Here is a 15,153-nt window from a genome sequence, read left to right as displayed (position 1 = left end):
TGGCAGATGAACATCAAGGCCGACTTCCCGACACTCATCCAGGAGATCGACTACGGAACGCCGGAGTCGAAAGCGACCAAGCAGGTCACGCTGACCGTCGACGGGCAAAGCATCACCGTGCCGGAAGGCACCTCGATCATGCGCGCGGCCATGGAGGGCGGGGTCGAGATCCCGAAGCTCTGCGCCACCGACATGCTCGACTCCTTCGGCTCCTGCCGCGTCTGCCTGGTCGAGATCGAGGGCCGCGCCGGCACGCCCGCCTCCTGCACGACGCCCGTTGCTGAGGGTATCGTGGTGCGCACGCAATCGGACCGGCTCGACGCGATCCGGCGCGGCGTCATGGAGCTCTATGTCTCCGACCATCCGACCGGCTGGAACGAGAAGGCCGGAACCGGCGCCAGCGAGTTCGACGCGGTGGCGAAGTCGGTGGGGCTCACCGAGAATCGTTACGGCGTCGAAGGCCGCAACCACGTCAAGCAGGAGAATGGGGTCGCGCCCGGCCACGGCTCCCTCGCCGTCGACTATATCGCCCGCGACGAATCCAATCCTTATTTCACCTACGACCCGGCGCAGTGCATCGTCTGCTCGCGCTGCGTGCGCGCCTGCGAGGAAGTGCAAGGCACCTTCGCGCTGACCATCGAGGGCCGCGGTTTCGAGTCACGCATGGTCGCCGGCATGCATGAGGATTTCATCGCTTCCGAATGCGTCTCCTGCGGCGCCTGCGTGCAGGCCTGTCCGACGGACGCATTGCGCGAGAAGACGGTGCTTGAAAAGGGCATGCCGGAGCGCTCGGCCGTCACCACCTGCGCCTATTGCGGCGTCGGCTGCTCGTTCAAGGCCGAGGTGAAGGATGACGAGGTCATCCGCATGATGCCTTACAAGGACGGCAAGGCCAATCATGGCCATTCCTGCGTCAAGGGCCGTTTCGCCTATGGCTACGCCACGCATAAGGACCGCATCCTGTCGCCGATGATCCGCGAGAAGATCACCGATCCCTGGCGCGAGGTGAGCTGGGAAGAGGCTATCGCCCACACGGCCAAGGAATTCCGCCGCATCCAGTATCAATACGGACGCGGCGCCATTGGCGGCATCACCTCTTCGCGCTGCACGAATGAGGAAACCTATCTCGTCCAGAAGCTGGTGCGGCAGGGCTTCCGCAACAACAATGTCGATACTTGCGCGCGCGTCTGCCATTCGCCGACCGGCTACGGTCTCGGCCAGACCTACGGCACCTCGGCCGGCACGCAGGATTTCGATTCCGTCGAATACACCGATGTCGCGGTGATCATCGGCGCCAATCCGGCTTCCGCGCATCCGGTCTTCGCCTCGCGGCTGAAGAAGCGGCTGCGCCAGGGCGCCAAGCTGATCGTCATCGATCCGCGTCGCACCGAGATGGTGAGATCGGCCCATGTCGAGGCGGACTACCACCTGCCTTTGAAGCCCGGCACCAATGTGGCGGTGCTGACGGCGCTGGCGCATGTCATCGTCACCGAAGGCCTGTTCGACGAGGCTTTCATCCGCGAGCGCTGCGACTGGGCCGAATTCCAGGACTGGGCTTCCTTCGTCGCCCTGCCGGAGAACAGCCCCGAGACTGTCGGCAAGCTGTCCGGCGTCGACCCGGAGGCCATCCGGGGTGCTGCGCGGCTCTATGCCAAGGGCGGCAATGGCGCGATCTATTACGGCCTCGGCGTCACCGAGCACAGCCAGGGCTCGACCACTGTGATCGCCATCGCCAACCTCGCCATGGCCACCGGCAATATCGGCCGTCCGGGTGTCGGCGTGAACCCGCTGCGCGGCCAGAACAACGTGCAGGGCTCATGCGATATGGGCTCCTTCCCACATGAGCTGCCGGGTTACCGCCATATCTCGGGCGACGCAGTGCGCGATATCTACGAGAGCCTGTGGGGCGTGAAGCTGGACGACGAGCCGGGCCTTCGCATCCCCAACATGCTGGACGCCGCCGTCGACGGCTCGTTCAAGGGCATCTACATCCAGGGCGAGGACATCCTGCAGTCCGATCCCGACACCAAGCATGTCGCCGGCGGTCTCGCCGCGATGGAATGCGTGGTCGTGCACGACCTCTTCCTCAACGAGACGGCGAACTACGCGCATGTCTTCCTGCCGGGCTCGACCTTCCTCGAGAAGGACGGCACCTTCACCAATGCCGAGCGCCGCATCAACATGGTGCGCAAGGTGCTGGAGCCGAAGGCGCGCTACGCTGACTGGGAAGCGACGCAGGAACTCGCCCGCGCCATCGGGCTCGACTGGAACTATACGCATCCGTCCGAGATCATGGACGAGATCGCCAAGACCACGCCGAGTTTCGCCGGCGTCTCCTTCGATCTGATCGACCGCGTCGGCTCGGTGCAGTGGCCCTGCAACGAAAAGGCACCGCTCGGCACGCCGGTCATGCATGTCGACGGCTTCGTGCGCGGCAAGGGCAAATTCATCCGTACCGAATATGTGGCGACGGACGAGCGGACCGGCCCGCGCTATCCGCTGCTGCTCACCACCGGACGTATCCTGTCGCAGTACAATGTCGGCGCGCAGACGAGGCGCACCGGAAACATTGTTTGGCATGCCGAGGACCGGCTGGAGATCCATCCGCATGACGCCGAAGTCCGCGGCGTGCGCGATGGCGACTGGGTGCGGCTCGCGAGCCGCTCCGGCGAGACGACGCTGCGCGCGCTGATCACCGACCGCGTCTCGCCCGGTGTCGTCTACACGACCTTCCACCACCCCGACACGCAGGCCAATGTGATCACGACCGACTTCTCGGACTGGGCGACCAACTGTCCGGAATACAAGGTCACCGCCGTGCAGGTGGCGCCGTCCAACGGCCCGACCGACTGGCAGAAGGACTATAACGAGCAGGCTCGGCAGAGCCGCCGTATCGCTCCGCTGGAAGCGGCGGAGTAGAGGCAAGAGCTTCAATCTTGACTGCTGACCGACCCTCACTCCGTCGAGCTTCGCTTGACACCTCTCCTCCGATCGACGGGGGAGAGGAAAGGCGCGAACGCCCACAGCTACTGCGAAGGACAGGCGGTATAGAGGGGCGCGCCTCATGACGAACGAACGCCGTCCGGTCACTCAAATCTCTCGCCTCGCGCATCGCGCCGGCGGCACTGCGGCCGCGAACCGCATGGTGCCCGAAGAGACTCCGGTGGCGTTCTCCTATGCCGGCACCACGCATGCGGTGATGATGGCGAGCCCCGCCGATTTCGAGGATTTCGCGCTCGGCTTCTCGCTGACCGAAGGCATCGTCGCCGACCGAAAAGAGATCGAGGCGATCGAAGTCGAGGATCTCGGTGCCGGCATCGACATCCAGATCAGGCTGAAGGACAAGGCCAACACGCGCTTCCAGGCGCGGCGGCGCCGGCTTGCCGGGCCGGTCGGCTGCGGCTTGTGCGGCATCGAATCCATCGAGGAAGCGATGCGCTCGGTCGACGCCGTCGGTTCCTCGAAACTTACGCTTGACGCAGGGGATGTTACCCGTTCGGTGAAGCTGCTGTCGAAGCAGCAGCCGCTGCACATTGAAACCGGCGCGGTTCACGCTGCCGGCTTCTACGTTCCCGGCAAGGGCATCGTGATGGCGCGCGAGGATGTCGGCCGCCACAACGCGCTCGACAAGCTCGCCGGCGCGCTGGCCAAGGCCGGCATCGACGGCGCGAGCGGCGCCGTCGTGGTGACCTCGCGCGTCTCGGTGGAGATGGTGCAGAAGACGGCCGCCATCGGCGCCCCGATCATCATGGCCGTCTCGGCGCCGACCGCGCTCGCTATCCGCACCGCCGAAGCCGCCGGCATGACGCTGGTGGCGCTGGTGCGCGGGGACGATTTCGATATTTTCACCCACCCCGAACGGGTGGCTTCCGGAGTTGCCAAGCATGTCGCATGACGAAGACCACATCGCCAGCACCAAGGAAAAGCTGGTGCGCATGGCCAACCAGATCGCCACCTTCTTCCATTCGAAGCCGCGCGAGGAAGGTATTGCCGGCGTCGCCGAGCACATCAACAAATTCTGGGAGCCTAGGATGCGGCGGCAGTTCTTCGAACTGCTCGACGGCGACGCGGAGGATTTCGACGAGTTGGTGATTGCCGCCTCGCCCAAGATCAAGCGGCCGCAGACGCCGCAGCAGGCCGACGCGAGCCTGGGCTATGTCAGGCCTGCCGAGACCGTGGGCGCCACGCCCCGGAAATAGGCAGGGCAACTCCCGGTCGCCGAACGGCTTATATTCCCGCTTTCTAAAGTTCTTCTGCCTTAGACGGCCCATTTCTGCTATGGTCGGCGACAAGGAAATCGTCAGGCCAGGCGGAAAAACTCGTGAGGCCGATCGAGACCAGATATGCGCGCAGCGGAGAGGTGCGGATCGCCTATCAGGTGGTCGGCCAGGGCTCGTTCGATCTGGTCTTCGTGCCAGGCTTCATCTCCAATCTCGACCTGCATTGGGAAGACGAAGGCTACGGCCGCCTGTTGAAACGGCTCTCGGCCTTCTCGCGGCTGATCCTGTTCGACAAGCGCGGCACCGGGCTTTCCGACCGCGTCGACAGCCGACATCTTCCCAGCCTCGAAACACGCATGGACGACGTGCGTGCGGTGATGGATGCCGCCGGCAGTGGTCGCGCGGCGATCCTCGGCGCCTCGGAAGGGGCGCCGATGGCGATGCTGTTCGCCGCCACCTATCCGCAGCGGACGCGTGCGCTGGTGCTTTATGGCGGCTATGCGCATTTCCACAAATGGGTGATGCCGCGGGAGCGGCTGGAGGCTTTCATCGAGACGGCGGAAACGTCCTGGGGCACCGGCGCGACACTGCCCAATTTCGCGCCTGGCCGGGTGGACGACGCGCATTTTGCCCAGTGGTGGGCCCGGTTCGAGCGTCTGTCGGCCAGCCCGACCGCCGCGGCAGCGCTTGCCCGCATGAACGCCGATATCGACGTGCGCGACATGCTCGGGACGATACGTGTGCCGACATTCCTTATCCATCGTCGTAACGACGCCCGCGTCGACCCTGACGCCAGCCGCTTCCTCGCAAGGAAGATTCCCGACGCCCGTCTGGTCGAAATCTCGGGGCGCGACCACCCGATCTGGACCGGCGACGTCGACCGAGTGGCCGACCTGATCGAGGAATTCCTGACCGGGGAACCGGCAGTGGCCGATGTAGAACGCGTGCTCGCCGCGTTGCTGGTCACGCGCATCTACGACACGGCCAAGCTCGGCGATCGTATGTGGAGCGAGCGCAGCCAGCACTTCCAGGAAACCTGGCGGCTTTTGGTCGGGCGCCATGGCGGACGCACGGCCGGAACGCATGCCGAATTGATGATCTCGCGCTTCGATGGGCCGGCGCGCGCCATACGCTGCGCGGCGGCACTGCGCGAGGCGGCACAGCAGATCGGCGTGGCGAGCGCGCAGGGCGTGCATGTCGGCGAGATCGAAATGCGCGGCCAACCGGTCGGGCTGACGGCGCGGGTGACGATGCAGCTCGCCGCCTATGCCGGGCGCGGCGACATCCTGGCCTCGCGGCTGGTCGCCGATCTCGCGGTTGGCTCCGGCCTGCATTTCGTCGACGCCGGACGCGTCAGCCTCGATGAGCTGGATGAGCCTGTACCGGTGGTTCTGGCGACGTCGGAGCAGCATCTGGAACCGGCCTGCCGGCCCAAAGCAAAGTCTGCCGATCCGGCCGCGCTGACGGCGCGCGAGAGCGAGGTGGTGAACCTGATCGCCGACGGCAAGAGCAACGCGGCGATCGCCGCCGAGCTCAGCCTCAGCGAGCATACGGTCAAGCGGCACGTCGCCAACATCCTGCTCAAGCTCGACCTGCCGTCGCGCGCGGCGGCGGCGGCTTTTTCGGCGAGGCATGCTGGCCCGGACGGGCCATGAGAGCCATGGCGCTTTCGGGGGAAGCGCTGGGGGCACCGTAAGCGATACCAATTCTCCCTATGCGGGCCGGGCGATGTCGCCGAAATGCCCTGCGAAATGGAGGATGACATGCTGAAACTCAGTCGCAAGATCGGACTGCTGGCATTTGCTGCGGGTGCTTTGCTGGCCATCACCCCGGCGCATGCCGAAGACGCTTCGGCCACCGCCGCCTACAAGGACATCCAGGCCACGCTCGGCACGGTGCCGGACATGTTCAAGACGTTGCCCGATGTGGCGGTCGCCGGCGCCTGGGCCGAGATCAAGGGTGTTCAGCTCAACCCCAACACCGCCCTCAGCGGCAAGACCAAGGAGCTGATGGGGCTGGCGGTCGCCTCGCAGATACCCTGCCAGTACTGCATCTACTTCCACACGCTGGCGGCCAAGGCGAACGGCGCGAGCGACGAGGAGATCAAGGAGGCGGTGGCGATGGCGGCGATCGTACGCCACTGGTCGACCATGCTCAACGGCAGCCAAGTCGATCTCGCCGCCTTCAAGAAACAGACCGACGACCTGTTCGCCGCCGTCAAGGCCAAGTCGCAGTGAACGAAATCCTGCCCGGCGACGAATGCCGGGTGGTTCCCTCGTCAACCGCCCGATCGAAGACGGGCATATGGAGGATGACATGCTGACCAAGACAGGAAACGTGGATGGCGCCGCGATCAAGAAGGCGATCGAGGGCCGTGACGGCAAGTTGCTGTCGAGCTTCTACACCGACGATGCGCTGGTGCGGGTGATCGACCGCAACAATCCGCCGAGCAAGCCGCGCGAGATCCGCGGCCGCGCGGCGATCAGCACCTTCTGGGACGATATCTGCAGCCGGGCCATGACCCACAAGGTCGACACCACCATCGCCGAGGGCGACAGCCTCGCCTTCACCCAGGCTTGCGCCTATCCGGACGGCACAAAGGTGTACTGCGCAGCGATGGTGGAGCTGAAGAACGGGCGGATCGCGCGGCAGACCGTCGTGCAGGCCTGGGACGAATAATCAACCCACGGACAATCAACAGCGGACAATCAACAGCGCAATCATGAGGGAGAGCAAACATGTTCAGCGCCAGATGGCAGATCGATGCCAAGTTCGGACATAAGCAGACCGCACTCGAGCTGATGCGCAAATGGGAGCGCGAGATCGGCTCGCAGGTCGGGCTCGCCGATTTGAATTTCCGGCTCATGACGGGCTCGATCGGCGCGCGAGAGGCGACGATCGAGTCCCATCACGAGGTCGAGAGTCTGGCCCAGCTGGAAGCGTTCTTCGCCAAGATCGCCAAGATCGATGCGCATGCCAAATGGGGCAAGGAATTGGAGCCCTATGTGGTGTCGGGCACCAGCCAGTGGCAGATCTTCCGGATCGTGGAATAGCCGCATCGTCGACGAGCCGGAGCTGAGAGGCCGCCGGCGAGGAGCGTGGTACGAGTGGCCGCGACGCGGGCGGCCGCTCGTCATCGTCAGATCGACAAAACCGGGGACTGAACTCCCGGTGCGACGAGCCCCGGCGGCCGCGTCGGTTGCCGTATCATGGCTCTCCCGGGCCATGCCCCGCTGGTCCTTTCGGGCGAAGCGGCGAGCACCGGATTGGTGCACTGTGCTCTTCCTGCACCATCCAACGCACCCGCCCGTCGAGGCGGCATAACGAAGCAACAAATGCGTGGCGCCGACGCCGCATGGCGTTCGGCGCAATCAAGGGAGCAAATCGATGACCGACGAAACCCATGCAAAACTGCGTGAAAGCCTGCGCGGAGAGGTGATCCTGCGTGACGATGCCGGCTATGACGAGGCCCGCAAGGTCTATAACGGGATGATCGAAAAGCGCCCGTTGCTGATTGCTCGCTGCGCCGATGTCGCCGACGTGATCACCGCCGTGAAATACGCGCGCGACAACGATCTGCTGATCGCCGTGCGCGGCGGAGGGCACAATGGCGCCGGGCTGGGGATCTGCGACGGCGGCCTCGTCATCGACCTGTCGATGATGAAGGGGGTCCATGTCGATGCGAAAACGCGCACCGTGAGGGTCGGCCCCGGCTGCACTTCGGGGGACGTGGACCATGCCACCCATCCTTTCGGGCTGGCTGTTCCGGCCGGCATCGTCTCGACCACCGGCGTTGCCGGGCTAACCCTCGGCGGAGGGACAGGTTATCTCACGCGCAGATACGGTCTCACCATCGACAATCTGGTCGAAGCCGATCTGGTGCTGGCCGACGGCAGCGTGGTCACAGCAAGCAAAGCCGAGAACCCGGACCTGTTCTGGGCGCTCCGCGGCGGCGGCGGCAATTTCGGCGTCGTGACGAGCTTCCTGTTCCAGGCCCATCCTGTGAACATGATCTTCGGCGGCCCGGTGTTCTGGGAGGCCAAGGATGCCCCGGCCGTCATGCGGACCTATCGAGACTACCTGCCGGGGGCGCCGGAGGATCTCGGCGCCTTTGTCGGCCTGAAAACCGTTCCCTCGACCGATCCCTTCCCGCGCGAATATTGGGGCAAGCGCGCCTGCGCCATCATTTCCTGCTACAACGGCAGCGAGGAGGATGGCCGCAAGGCCATGGCGCCGCTGCTCGACAATCTGCCGCCGCCGATCTTCAACTGGATGGGCATGATGCCGTTCCCGGCCTTGCAGGCAATGTTCGATCCGCTGCTTCCGAAAGGCCTGCAATGGTATTGGAAGGGCGATTTCGTCAGGTCGCTTCCGGACGAAGCCATCGCGACCCATATCGCGCAGGCCGCCGAGGCGCCGAGCGAATTGTCGCTCATGCATCTTTACCCGATCGACGGCGCCGTCCGCCGCGTCGGCAAGGATGAGACGGCATGGAATGCGCGCGACGCAACCTGGTCAATGGTCATCGCCGGCATCGATCCCGATCCAGGCAAGGCCGCCGACCTCACCAAGTGGGCCAAGAATTACTGGGCGAGCATCCATCCACACAACGGCGAAGGCGGCTACGTGAATTTCATGATGGACGACGAAGGAGAAGCGCGCGTGCAGGCGAGCTATGGCGCAAATTACGAGCGGCTGAGTCAGGTGAAGCGCATCTATGACCCCTTCAACGTCTTCCGGGTCAACCAGAACATCAAGCCCGCGACTTCGGCGGCGGAGGGCAGGACAGCCGCTTAAATCTGCCGCGCCTCTTCGGTCGGATTGCCGCCCTTTGGGCAAATCGGCTGGTATCCGGCTTGGCCAGCCGGATACCAGCTACGCCTCGCCAAGATCGCCCGGCGCTTCGGCCACGCCGCAGCGGGGCGATCTATCCTCTCCGACAACGGGAGAGTAATGGCGCTATCCGTGCGCCACCATCACGTGGCGCACGGCGGTATAGTCCTCCAGCGCGTAGAGCGACATGTCCTTGCCGTAGCCGGACTGCTTCAATCCGCCATGCGGCATTTCGTTGGTCAGCATGAAGTGGGTGTTGATCCAGGTGCAGCCATATTGCAGGCGGGCCGCGGTCGCCATGGCGCGCGAAATGTCTTTGGTCCATACCGACGAGGCAAGGCCGTAGTCGCTGTCGTTGGCCCAGTTCACCGCCTCGTCGACATCCGCGAAGCGGGTGACCGAAACGACCGGACCGAACACTTCGCGGCGCACGATCTCGTCTTCCTGCAGCGCGCCGGCGACGACCGTCGGCTGGTAGTAGAAGCCGGAGCCTTCGCCCGGCTTGCCGCCGGTGGTGATCTCGATGTGCTTCAGCTCCGAGGCGCGCTCGACGAAGCTCGACACGCGGTCGCGCTGGCGGCGCGAGATCAACGGACCGATCTCGTTTTCGGTGTCGTCGGGCTGGTTGTATCTGATGGTCGATACGGCCGAGGACAGATCGGCAACCAGCTTGTCGTAGATCTTCTTGCCGGCATAGATGCGACAGGCGGCGGTGCAGTCCTGGCCGGCATTGTAATAGCCGAAGGCGCGCAGACCGTTGATCACGGCGCCGAGATCGGCGTCGTCGAAGACGATGACCGGCGCCTTGCCGCCGAGCTCGAGATGCGTGCGCTTGACCGACTTGGCGGCCGCCTGCAGCACCTTCTTGCCGGTGGCGACATCGCCGGTGATCGAGATCATGTTGACCTTGGGATGATTGATCAGCGTGTTGCCGACGCTGTCGCCGCGACCGAGCACAACGTTGACGACGCCCTCGGGCAGGATCTCGGCGAGGATCTTCGCCAGCTTCAGCGCCGTGAGCGGCGTCTGCTCGGATGGCTTGAAGACGACCGTGTTGCCGCCGCCGATCGCCGGCGCCAGCTTCCAGGCCATCATCATCAGCGGATAGTTCCAGGGCGCGATCGAAGCGACGATGCCGACCGGGTCGCGCCGCACCATCGAGGTGTGGCCGGGCAGGTATTCGCCGGCGACCTGGCCGGGCATCGAACGCACCGCCCCGGCGAAGAAGCGGTAGCAGTCGACGATCGCCGGGATCTCGTCATTGAGCACGGCGTTGATCGGCTTGCCGCAATTCAGCGCTTCGAGCGCCGCGAATTCTTTCGCTTCCGCCTCGATGCGATCGGCGATCTTGAGCAGGTAGCCCGAGCGCTGCGCCGGCGTCGTGCGCGACCAACTGACGAACGCTTGTCCGGCGGCACTGACGGCCGCGTCGATCTGCGCCGGGCTCGCCTCGGGCAAATTGAGGATGGTCGCGCCGGTCTTCGGATTGAGGATCGGCTCCTCGGTTTCGGTGCCCTTCTCGAATTTCGAGCCGATCAGCATCTGGGTGTTCATGGGGTTTCTCCTTATTCAGGAGCGAGTAGCGAGTAGCGAATAGCGAATGGGGTTTGGCTGCCGGCTTTCCCTATTCGCTATTCGCTACTCCCTATTCGCTGTTTTCATTTTCCGCTCCCCGCGATCTGGTCGCCGTCGCGGGTCAGGTAATAGGCGAAGAGGATCGGCAGCAGCGTGACCAGCACGACGACCATCGCCACGACATTGGTGACCGGGCGCTGGCGCGGCCGGATCAGCTCTTCCAACATCCAGATCGGCACCGTCTGCTGCTGGCCGGCGGTGAAGGTGGTGACGATGACCTCGTCGAAAGAGAGCGCGAAGGCGAGCATGCCGCCGGCGAGCAGCGCGGTGGCGATGTTCGGCAGCACCACATGCCGGAAGGTCTGAAAACCATCGGCGCCGAGATCCATCGAGGCCTCGATCATCGAGCCCGAGGTGCGGCGGAATCGGGCAACGGCGTTGTTGTAGACGACGACCACGCAGAAGGTGGCGTGGCCGAGCACGATCGTCCAGAACGAGAACGGAATGTCGGCCAGCGCGAAGGCGGAGCGCAGCGCGATGCCGGTGATGATGCCGGGGAGCGCGATCGGCAGGATGACCAGGAGCGAGATGGTCTCGCGGCCGAAAAAGCGCGTCTGCGAGACGGCGGCGGCGCAAAGCGTGCCGAGCACCAGCGCGATCGCCGTCGAGATGGCAGCGACGCGGACCGACAGCGAAAGCGCATCCCAGACATCCGGCCGGTTCCAGGTGACGGCGAACCATTGCGTGGTGAGCCCCGGCGGGGGCCACACAAAACTCTTCTCCTCCGTCGTGAAGGCATAGATGAAGATCAGGAGGATCGGCAAATGCAGGAAGAGCAGGCCGCAGGCGGCGGCGATTTTCAGGCCGAGCGGAGCGGATTGACCATGGTCAGAGCGCATCGAAAGCCCCCATGCGCTTGGCGCCCCAGAGGTAGAAGCCCATGATGACGATCGGCACCACGGTGAAGGCGGCAGCCAAAGGAATGTTGCCGGCGGTGCCCTGCTGCGAATAGACGGCCTGGCCGATGAACAGCCGCGACGTGCCGATGATCTGCGGGATGATGTAGTCGCCCAATGTCAGCGAGAAGGTGAAGATCGAGCCGGCGACGATGCCGGGAAGTGCCAGAGGAAACAGCACGTTGCGAAAAGTCTGCCCGGGCGAGGCGCCGAGATCGGACGAAGCCTCGACCAGGTTGCCGGGCACGCGCTCGAGCGCGGCCTGAACCGGCAGGATCATGAAGGGCAGCCAGACATAGACGAAGACGATGAAGGTGCCGGTGAAGGAGACCGACAGCGAGTTGCCGCCGACGATGGGCAGCGACAGCCAGGCATCGAGCAGCCAGAGCAGGTTCAGTTTGGCGAGCAGCCAGGTGAGGATGCCTTCCTTCGCGAGGATCAGCTTCCAGGCGTAGATTTTGACCAGGTAGCTCGACCACAGCGGCAGCATGACGCCGAGATAGAACAGCGCCTTCCAGCGGCCGCGCGCATAGCGCGCCGCGTAATAGGCGATCGGGAAGGCGATGATCGCCGAAGCGAGCGTGACGAGCGCCGCCATCGTCACCGTGCGCAGGATGATGTCGAGATTGGCGGCCTGGAACAGGTCGCCATAGGTCTTCAGCGTGAACTCGCGGTTGATGAGGCCGGAGAACTCGTCGATCGAGAAGAAGCTCTGTGCCAGCAAGGCAAAGAGTGAGCCTATATAGACGATGCCCAGCCATAGAAGCGGCGGCAGCAGCATCAGGGTGAGCAGGAATTTCGGCCGCCGCCAGAAGAGGTCGGAGAGCGCGCCGCGCAGACCGCCGCTGCCGGGAAGGATAGCGGGAGTGGGGTTGGATTGAACAGCGGCGATGGTCATGACATGCCTGCTGGAACAATGGCGGAAAGGTCGCGTTCCTTCACACCCCCCTCTGTCCTGCCGGACATCTCCCCCGCAAGGGGGGAGATCAGCAGCTTGTCTGCTCCGCCGGTTCTGCAACGTCGAAAATTGGCGAAGCCCGTGGCGACGGCCAATCTCCCCCCTCGCGGGGGAGCTGTCCGGCAGGACAGAGGGGGGTGCTTCGCGCAAACCTTCATCATGCCGGCTCATCCATCAGATGCAGGCTCTCGCGGTTGAAGGTGAGCATCACCGCCTCACCCTCCGCCGGCAGCGCGGTACCAGCAGGCACCATCGCATGGAGTCTCAACCCGTCGGCATCGAGCGCCAGCCTTGTCGTCGCGCCGAGATAATTCGTGCCGACGAGGCGCGCGGCGACACCGTCACCGCTGGTCGCGCTTGAAACGCGGATCGATTCTGGCCGGAGACTTCCCCAGCGACGCTGGCCGGAATAGCGCTGGACGAAATCCGGCGGCAGCACATTGGACGAGCCGACGAAATCGGCGACGAAGCGCGTGTTCGGGCGCTGGTAAATATCCTCCGGCGTGCCGACCTGCATGATCCTGCCGTCGTTGAAGACGGCGACGCGGTCGGCCATGGAAAGCGCCTCGCCCTGGTCGTGGGTGACGAAGACGAAGGTGATGCCGAGCACCTTCTGCAGCGACTTCAATTCCTCCTGCATGTTCTCGCGCAGCTTGAGGTCGAGCGCGCCGAGCGGCTCGTCGAGCAGGAGCACCTTGGGCTGGTTGACCAGCGCTCGGGCGAGCGCCACGCGCTGGCGCTGGCCGCCGGAGAGCTGGCCGGGGCGGCGCGCGCCATAGCCCGGCAGGCGAACCAGCGACAGCGCTTCCTCCGCCGCTTTCAGCCGCTCGGCCTTGCCGACGCCCTTGACCATCAGCCCGTAAGCGACATTGTCGAGCACGTTCAGATGCGGGAACAGCGCATAGTCCTGGAAAACGGTGTTGACGTTGCGCCGATAGGGCGGAACGCCTTCGGCGCGATCGCCGAAGATGGAGATCGAGCCTGCCGTCGGCTGCTCGAAGCCGGCGATCAGACGCAGACAGGTCGTCTTGCCGGAGCCGGACGGGCCAAGCATGGCGAAGAACTCGCCCGGCGCGATCTCCAGATCCACCGCGTCGACGGCGCGCACGCTGCCGAAATGGCGCGAGACTTGTTTGAAGGAAACGGCAGAGGTCATGGGCCCTGTCAGTTCAGTTGCCGGTTAAACGAGTGCGAGCTCGCACGACGCCCGACCTCCCCCTCGATGGGGAGGTCGCTGCGAAGCCGGGTGGGGGCACTTCGAAGACCCTCCCCGACGTTGCGCGTCGACCCTCCTTTGTGGAAGGGTGATGGCGTTACCGTCCGCCGATGACGCCGATATAATCCGACACCCAGCGGTAATAGGGTACGCACTGGTCGTTCTGGCTGGCGCATTTCGACACCGGTGTCTTCCAGAACTTGATCTTCTCGAAATTCTCGTAGCCGTTGGTCTTGCAGCCTTCGTCGCCGAGCAGTTCGTTGCCCTTGCAGGCGGCGGGCACGACCGGCAACGAGCCGAACCAGGCCGAGACGTCGCCCTGCACTTTCGGCGACAGCGAATGCTCGAGCCACATATAGGCGCAATTCGGATGGGCGGCGTCGGCCTCCATCATGGTGGTGTCGGCCCAGCCGGTAACGCCCTCTTCCGGCACGGTGGACGCGATCGGCTTCTTGGCGGCCACCAGCGTGTTGACCTGATAGGGCCAGGAGCCGGAAGCGACCACGCCCTCGTTCTGGAAGTCGTCGACCTGGATCGCGGCATCGTGCCAGTAGCGGCCGACCAGCGTGCGCTGCGTGCGCAAAAGATCCAGCGCCGCCTTGTACTGGTCTTCATTCAGCTCGTAGGGATCCTTGATGCCGAGCTCGGGCTTGTGGAACATCAGGTAATTGGCGGCGTCGGCGATGTGAATCGGACCGTCATAGGCCTGGACGCGGCCTTTGTTCGACTTGCCGTCGGGCAGCTTCATCTCCTCGAAGACGACATTCCAGCTCTTGGGCGCTTCCTTGAACACGTCGGTGTTGTACATCAGGATGTTCGGGCCCCACTGGTAGGGAACGCCGTAATGCACCTTGTCGACCGTGAACCAGGGCGCATCCTTCAGCCGGTCGTCGACAGTCTTCCAGCTCGGGATCAGATCGGTGTTGATCGGCTGCACGCGCTTGCCGGCAACGAGACGCAGCGAAGCATCGCCCGAAGCGGTGACAAGGTCGAAGCCGCCCTCGTTCATCAGCGAGACCATCTCATCCGAGGTGTTGGCGGTCTTGACGTTGACCTTGCAGCCGCTTTCCTTCTCGAAAGCCGTCACCCAGTCGTAATTCTTGTCGGTCTCGCCGCGCTCGATATAGCCCGGCCAGGCAACGATGTTGAGCTCGCCCTCGCCCTTGCCGAGTTCCTTGACCTGGGCGATGGCCTGACCGGAAAAAGTCAGCGCGACAGTCAGCGCGGTGCACGACTTCAGGAATGCATTCATCATCGATCTCCCATTGCTAGGGGCAGCGCTCTCAGGGCGCGGCTTTGTTCCCTAAGCGGAAGGTGCTGTGAAAAATCCGGTTTCGCAAATTCATTTATCAGAAACCCGATATCGGTTTTCCCGATACTTTCTTTGACGCATTC

13 protein-coding genes are annotated in these 15,153 nt (G+C 64.3%); 8 read left to right on the top strand and 5 right to left on the bottom strand.

What is annotated here, in order from left to right; all coding sequences use genetic code 11:
- Nucleotides 1-6: 6 nt before the first annotated feature.
- The 8 genes from fdhF to P9273_RS01415 all read left to right on the top strand — a co-directional run bounded on the left by fdhF (nucleotide 7) and on the right by P9273_RS01415 (nucleotide 9,017).
- On the top strand, nucleotides 7-2,919 hold the full coding sequence (gene fdhF / locus P9273_RS01450) for a formate dehydrogenase subunit alpha (protein WP_278047309.1): 2,913 nt from the start codon (nucleotides 7-9) through the stop codon (nucleotides 2,917-2,919).
- 145 nt (nucleotides 2,920-3,064) lie between these two features.
- The gene (gene fdhD / locus P9273_RS01445) at nucleotides 3,065-3,895 is read left to right on the top strand and encodes a formate dehydrogenase accessory sulfurtransferase FdhD (RefSeq protein ID WP_040993827.1); all 831 of its coding nucleotides are present in this window, start codon (nucleotides 3,065-3,067) and stop codon (nucleotides 3,893-3,895) included.
- Nucleotides 3,885-4,199, top strand: coding sequence for a formate dehydrogenase subunit delta (locus P9273_RS01440; protein WP_278047308.1), 315 nt, complete (start codon nucleotides 3,885-3,887; stop codon nucleotides 4,197-4,199). Before fdhD ends, P9273_RS01440 begins: the two co-directional genes overlap by 11 nt.
- A 122-nt stretch (nucleotides 4,200-4,321) precedes the next feature.
- Nucleotides 4,322-5,875 carry an alpha/beta fold hydrolase gene (locus P9273_RS01435; RefSeq protein ID WP_278047307.1) on the top strand — a complete coding sequence of 518 codons (1,554 nt, stop codon included), beginning with the start codon at nucleotides 4,322-4,324 and terminating at the stop codon, nucleotides 5,873-5,875.
- Between the two features lie 108 nt (nucleotides 5,876-5,983).
- Nucleotides 5,984-6,457 carry a carboxymuconolactone decarboxylase family protein gene (locus tag P9273_RS01430; protein ID WP_040994462.1) on the top strand — a complete coding sequence of 158 codons (474 nt, stop codon included), beginning with the start codon at nucleotides 5,984-5,986 and terminating at the stop codon, nucleotides 6,455-6,457.
- A 79-nt stretch (nucleotides 6,458-6,536) separates the two neighbouring features.
- A complete protein-coding gene (locus P9273_RS01425) occupies nucleotides 6,537-6,899 on the top strand; it encodes a nuclear transport factor 2 family protein (protein ID WP_040994460.1) in 363 nt (120 codons plus the stop codon).
- 59 nt (nucleotides 6,900-6,958) lie between these two features.
- A complete protein-coding gene (locus tag P9273_RS01420; RefSeq protein WP_040993821.1) occupies nucleotides 6,959-7,273 on the top strand; it encodes a hypothetical protein in 315 nt (104 codons plus the stop codon).
- Between the two features lie 334 nt (nucleotides 7,274-7,607).
- Nucleotides 7,608-9,017, top strand: coding sequence for an FAD-binding oxidoreductase (locus tag P9273_RS01415; protein WP_278047306.1), 1,410 nt, complete (start codon nucleotides 7,608-7,610; stop codon nucleotides 9,015-9,017).
- Between the two features lie 162 nt (nucleotides 9,018-9,179).
- Here P9273_RS01415 and P9273_RS01410 read toward each other — a convergent pair whose 3' ends face one another.
- From P9273_RS01410 to P9273_RS01390, 5 genes are all read right to left on the bottom strand, one after another.
- Entirely contained in the window at nucleotides 9,180-10,607 is a 1,428-nt protein-coding gene (locus tag P9273_RS01410) for a gamma-aminobutyraldehyde dehydrogenase (RefSeq protein WP_278047305.1), read from the bottom strand.
- Nucleotides 10,608-10,711: 104 nt separating this feature from the next.
- The gene (locus P9273_RS01405) at nucleotides 10,712-11,527 is read right to left on the bottom strand and encodes an ABC transporter permease (protein WP_278047304.1); all 816 of its coding nucleotides are present in this window, start codon (nucleotides 11,525-11,527) and stop codon (nucleotides 10,712-10,714) included.
- On the bottom strand, nucleotides 11,517-12,482 hold the full coding sequence (locus P9273_RS01400) for an ABC transporter permease (protein ID WP_278047303.1): 966 nt from the start codon (nucleotides 12,480-12,482) through the stop codon (nucleotides 11,517-11,519). Before P9273_RS01400 ends, P9273_RS01405 begins: the two co-directional genes overlap by 11 nt.
- 217 nt (nucleotides 12,483-12,699) lie before the next feature.
- Nucleotides 12,700-13,698, bottom strand: coding sequence for an ABC transporter ATP-binding protein (locus P9273_RS01395; RefSeq protein ID WP_278047302.1), 999 nt, complete (start codon nucleotides 13,696-13,698; stop codon nucleotides 12,700-12,702).
- Between the two features lie 157 nt (nucleotides 13,699-13,855).
- Entirely contained in the window at nucleotides 13,856-15,010 is a 1,155-nt protein-coding gene (locus tag P9273_RS01390; protein ID WP_278047775.1) for an ABC transporter substrate-binding protein, read from the bottom strand.
- Nucleotides 15,011-15,153: the final 143 nt, after the last annotated feature.

Source organism: Mesorhizobium sp. WSM4935 (assembly GCF_029625735.1).
GTDB lineage: Bacteria > Pseudomonadota > Alphaproteobacteria > Rhizobiales > Rhizobiaceae > Mesorhizobium.
This window is presented reverse-complemented; position numbering and strand designations above follow the sequence as displayed.

What these genes read in the sequence shown, in the direction of transcription:
- fdhF (WP_278047309.1), top strand. Translation starts at nt 7, where the DNA reads ATGAACATCAAGGCCGACTTCCCGACACTCATCCAGGAGATCGACTAC.
- fdhD (WP_040993827.1), top strand. Translation starts at nt 3,065, where the DNA reads ATGACGAACGAACGCCGTCCGGTCACTCAAATCTCTCGCCTCGCGCAT.
- P9273_RS01440 (WP_278047308.1), top strand. Translation starts at nt 3,885, where the DNA reads ATGTCGCATGACGAAGACCACATCGCCAGCACCAAGGAAAAGCTGGTG.
- P9273_RS01430 (WP_040994462.1), top strand. Translation starts at nt 5,984, where the DNA reads ATGCTGAAACTCAGTCGCAAGATCGGACTGCTGGCATTTGCTGCGGGT.
- P9273_RS01425 (WP_040994460.1), top strand. Translation starts at nt 6,537, where the DNA reads ATGCTGACCAAGACAGGAAACGTGGATGGCGCCGCGATCAAGAAGGCG.
- P9273_RS01420 (WP_040993821.1), top strand. Translation starts at nt 6,959, where the DNA reads ATGTTCAGCGCCAGATGGCAGATCGATGCCAAGTTCGGACATAAGCAG.
- P9273_RS01415 (WP_278047306.1), top strand. Translation starts at nt 7,608, where the DNA reads ATGACCGACGAAACCCATGCAAAACTGCGTGAAAGCCTGCGCGGAGAG.
- P9273_RS01410 (WP_278047305.1), bottom strand. Translation starts at nt 10,607, where the DNA reads ATGAACACCCAGATGCTGATCGGCTCGAAATTCGAGAAGGGCACCGAA.
- P9273_RS01405 (WP_278047304.1), bottom strand. Translation starts at nt 11,527, where the DNA reads ATGCGCTCTGACCATGGTCAATCCGCTCCGCTCGGCCTGAAAATCGCC.
- P9273_RS01400 (WP_278047303.1), bottom strand. Translation starts at nt 12,482, where the DNA reads ATGACCATCGCCGCTGTTCAATCCAACCCCACTCCCGCTATCCTTCCC.
- P9273_RS01395 (WP_278047302.1), bottom strand. Translation starts at nt 13,698, where the DNA reads ATGACCTCTGCCGTTTCCTTCAAACAAGTCTCGCGCCATTTCGGCAGC.
- P9273_RS01390 (WP_278047775.1), bottom strand. Translation starts at nt 15,010, where the DNA reads ATGAATGCATTCCTGAAGTCGTGCACCGCGCTGACTGTCGCGCTGACT.